The organism is Streptomyces graminilatus (assembly GCF_001418565.1).
GTDB lineage: Bacteria > Actinomycetota > Actinomycetes > Streptomycetales > Streptomycetaceae > Streptomyces > Streptomyces graminilatus.
Genome location: NZ_LIQQ01000424.1, coordinates 1 through 4,015, shown reverse-complemented (window position 1 = coordinate 4,015; position 4,015 = coordinate 1). Strand labels below are relative to the sequence as shown.

At 72.4% G+C, this 4,015-nt stretch carries 5 protein-coding genes; 1 reads left to right on the top strand and 4 read right to left on the bottom strand.

Annotated elements, in window-relative coordinates:
* Positions 1-830: AfsR/SARP family transcriptional regulator (locus tag AOK08_RS31280; protein WP_079054382.1), on the bottom strand; the 830-nt coding region annotated here is incomplete at its 3' end.
* Between the two features lie 199 nt (positions 831-1,029).
* Here AOK08_RS31280 and AOK08_RS31275 point away from each other — a divergent pair.
* Positions 1,030-1,833, top strand: a complete 804-nt coding sequence (locus tag AOK08_RS31275; RefSeq protein WP_055532338.1) for a site-2 protease family protein — start codon at positions 1,030-1,032, stop codon at positions 1,831-1,833.
* Here AOK08_RS31275 and AOK08_RS31270 read toward each other — a convergent pair.
* The 3 genes from AOK08_RS31270 to AOK08_RS31260 form a co-directional block, all read right to left on the bottom strand.
* Positions 1,826-2,035, bottom strand: coding sequence for a hypothetical protein (locus tag AOK08_RS31270; RefSeq protein ID WP_055532336.1), 210 nt, complete (start codon positions 2,033-2,035; stop codon positions 1,826-1,828). The genes AOK08_RS31275 and AOK08_RS31270 overlap by 8 nt on opposite strands.
* Before the next feature lie 86 nt (positions 2,036-2,121).
* On the bottom strand, positions 2,122-2,859 hold the full coding sequence (gene npdG / locus AOK08_RS31265; protein ID WP_055532335.1) for an NADPH-dependent F420 reductase: 738 nt from the start codon (positions 2,857-2,859) through the stop codon (positions 2,122-2,124).
* A gap of 37 nt (positions 2,860-2,896) precedes the next feature.
* A complete protein-coding gene (locus tag AOK08_RS31260) occupies positions 2,897-3,973 on the bottom strand; it encodes a sialidase family protein (protein WP_055532333.1) in 1,077 nt (358 codons plus the stop codon).
* Positions 3,974-4,015: the final 42 nt, after the last annotated feature.

Here is a 4,015-nt window from a genome sequence, read left to right as displayed (position 1 = left end):
GGCGGGCGGAGGGCCGGGGCGCCGGGAGCGGGGGTCGCGCCCCCGTGGGTCGTGGCGGCGGTGGCAGCCGCTCTCCACCAGTCTCTCCACCCGTCCTCGGATATGACGGGGGACGGATTCAGCAACTCCGTGTGCAGCGAGCGCAGTTCGGGGCCCGGGTCCGCGCCGAGCCGGTCCGCGAGCAGGCGGCGCACGTCCTCGTACGCGGCCAGGGCCTGGGCCGGGCGGCCCGCGTCGCGCAGGGCGCGCAGGCGGAGGGCCTGGAGGGGCTCGTCCAGGGGGTGGCTGTCGCACAGGGCGGTCAGTTCGGGCAGTGACTGTTCCGCGGCGCCCAGGGCCAGGGCGGCGCCGAGGCGGGCGCGGCGGGTGTCCAGGCGGCGGGTCTCCCAGCGGGCCGCCTCGGCGGTGCGGTCGGGGAGGTCGGCGAGGGCCGGGCCGTGCCACAGCGCGAGGGCGTCGTCGAGGACGACGGCGGCCTTCGCGGGGTCGCCGTCGGCCAGCGCGCGCGTGCCCTCGTCGGCGAGCCGCCCGAAACGGTGCAGGTCGACGTCGTCCGGCGCGGCGCACAGCCGGTAGCCGCCCTCGGCCGAGGCGATGGTGTCCGGGCCGAGCGCACGGCGGAGCCGGCCGACCAGCGCCTGGAGCGCGGCCGGGGCGTCGGCGGGCGCGTCGCCGTGCCACACCTCCTCCACCAGGATGCCTGCGGGCACGGTCCGGCCGGGCCGCAGGGCGAACACGGTCAGCAGGGCGCGCAGCCGCGCACCGCCGACCGGGACGGGAGTGCCGTCGGGACGGAGTACCTGAGTGGTGCCGAGGATGCGATAGCGCACGGCTCCATTGTCTCCGGGGACGACCCGGCGGCGCGCGTGGGTTTACGCGCGCGTGAACAGGGAGAAGTCCAGGATCACCGGGAACCTCCAGGAACCTCCGACCCTGGGTAAGACGTTCTTCACACTGCCCGGGTACCGTCGACCCGCCCGCACCAGCCGCGTACGGCGTCTGCGCCGAGTCCCTCAGGAGTCCCGCCCCATGTCCACCGCCACCACCCGCAACAGCGACCGGCGGGTCAGCCCCGTCTTCGTCGGGATCCTGGCCGTCACGGCGGTCACGGGCTGGGCCACCTGGTCCGGGTTCGCCGAACAGCCCGGTGTCGCCGTGTTCCTGTTCGTGACGGCCGCGTGGATCGTGTCGCTGTGCCTGCACGAGTACGCGCACGCGCGCACCGCGCTGCACGGCGGCGACATCACGGTCGGGGCCAAGGGCTACCTCACCCTCAATCCGCTCAAGTACACGCACGCCCTGCTCAGCATCGTGCTGCCGGTGATCTTCGTGATCATGGGCGGGATCGGGCTGCCCGGCGGTGCCGTCTTCATCGAGCGGGACCGGGTCCGCGGCCGCTGGAAGCACAGTCTGATCTCGGCCGCCGGTCCGCTGACGAACGTCCTGTTCGCGGCGGTGTGCGCGGCGCCGTTCTGGCTGCACGCGCTGGACGGCGTACCCCGCGACTTCCGGTTCGCGCTCGCCTTCCTGACCCTGCTCCAGGTGACCGCCGCGATCCTGAACTCGCTGCCGGTGCCCGGGCTCGACGGTTACGGGGTCATCGAGCCCTGGCTGTCGTACAACATCAAGCGCCAGGTGGAGCCGTTCGCGCCGTTCGGGCTGCTGTTCGTGTTCGCGGTGCTGTGGATCCCGTCCGTGAACGGCGCGTTCTTCGACATGGTCGACGCGGTGCTGCGCGGTGTGGGGATCGGCGGGCTCGACACGTACTGCGGTCAGGAGCTGTACCGCTTCTGGCAGGGGACGAACGAGTTCTGCTCGCTCCCGGTCAACTGACCGGGCTGCGGCCGGTGGAGCGGGCGCGCCGGACGTAGTACCAGCACATGTTGGACGCCAGCCCGGCCAGCAGTACCCACACGATTCCCAGCAGGTTGCCCCGCACGAAGGAGACCACGGCGGCCGTCGCGGCCAGTACGCAGACGATCAGGGCGTAGAGGGCGAGCCGTCGGGCCGCGCCGGGGGCGAGCGGGAGGGACATGGGACGGGCTCCTGTCGGGGGACGCCGAGGACGCCTGGGGGCGTCGGGGGACACAGGCGGAAACCCGCCCAGTGTCCCCCATCCACTCAGATGTCGGTGACGCGCAGGCCCGCGTGGGCCTTGTAGCGGCGGTTGACGGAGATCAGGTTGGCGACCAGCGCCTCCACCTGGTGGGCGTTGCGCAGCCGCCCGGAGAACACTCCGCGCATGCCGGGGATACGGCCGGCCAGGGCCTGCACGATCTCCACGTCCGCCCGCTCCTCGCCGAGGACCATCACATCGGTGTCGATCTCCTCGATCTCCGGGTCCTGGAGCAGTACGGCCGACAGGTGGTGGAAGGCGGCCGTGACCCGGGAGTCCGGCAGCAGGGCGGCGGCCTGCTCGGCGGCGCTGCCCTCCTCCGGCTTCAGCGCGTACGCGCCCTTCTTGTCGAAGCCGAGCGGGTTCACGCAGTCGACGACGAGCTTGCCGGCGAGTTCCTCGCGCAGGGATTCGAGGGTCTTGCCGTGTCCGTCCCAGGGCACGGCGACGATCACGATGTCGCTGCGACGCGCGGTCTCGGCGTTGTCGGCGCCCTCGACACCGTGGCCGAGTTCGTCGGCGGCGGCCTGGGCACGGTCGGCGGCACGCGACCCGATGATCACCTTCTGTCCGGCCCTGGCGAGCCGGTAGGCGAGGCCCTTGCCCTGCGGCCCGGTCCCGCCGAGCACGCCGACGACGAGCCCGGAGACATCGGGAAGGTCCCAGGGGTCCTTGGCGGGAGCCTTCGCGGGGGCCTCGGAAGGGATCTCGGCGGGGGTCTGTGCACTGTCGGTAGAGGTCATGGGCCGACCCTACGTCCGTGCGTGCACGGCCATGGGGTCAGGTGAGCCGGGTCACGGGGACGCGGCTGAAAGGGATCCTCTCGTACGGTCCGAAGTCGCCGGTCTCGAAGAGGAGTCCGACGGTGTCGGCGTCGACGCGGACGAGGTCGGAGTAGGCGGCGGGCAGACCGTTCACCGTGTGGGCGGCGCGCCAGGTGGTGCCGCCGTCGGTGGAGACGCGGATGGCCATCAGGGCGCGGGCGGCGGGATCGGCCGGGCCGGAGAAGAGCAGCAGGTCGGGGTCGCGGATCTGGAGCACACTGGCCTGGCAGACGGGGGCGGACAGACCGGCCTGCGGGCGGAACGGTTTTACGAGGGTCAGGCCGCCGTCGGCGGAGTGGGCGTCGGCGCGGTTGCCGGGGGCCGGGGAGTCGTTGCGGGTGTTGAAGTAGACGCGTCCGTCGGGGAGTTCGGCGGCCGTGGTCTCGTTGACGTTGATGTAGCCGTTGGTGTTCTCGTCGAGATAGCCGATGCGCCAGGTCTCGCCGCGGTCGTCGCTGAGCAGGCAGTGGCCGCTGTTGTAGCGGGCCTCGTTGCCCAGGTCAGCCCCAGTGGGCGGGATCGTGTGGTTGGCGGCGACGACGACCCGGCCGGTGCTCAACTGGATGGCGTGGCCGGGGGTGGTGGCGTACCAGCGCCACTCGGGGTTCTTCACCTGGGCGGTGATCTCCACGGAGGAGGACCAGGTGACGCCGTCGTTGTCACTGTGGCGGACCCAGACACGGCGTCCTTGGGCGGCCGGCACGTTGCCGAGCAGGATGTCCTTCTCGGTGGCCGTGCCCGAGGCCCGGATGTACACGAGCAGGATGCGGCCGGTGTCGAGGACGACGGGGGCGGGGTTGCCCGCGAGGTTGACGCCGTTGTCGGCGGCGACGGTGAGCGGACCCCAGGTACGGCCGCCGTCCGTGGACCGCTTCAGCACGATGTCGATGTGCCCGTGGTCCGAGGCGGAGTCGACCCGGCCCTCGCAGAAGGCGAGCACGGTGCCGGCCCGGCTGACGACGACGGCCGGGATGCGGTAACTGGCGTAGCCCTCCTGGCCGGCCTGGAAGGGGATGCTCGTCTCCACTGTCATGTGCGGCTCCTTGCTGTGGGGGGGCGTGGGGTGCATGGGAGG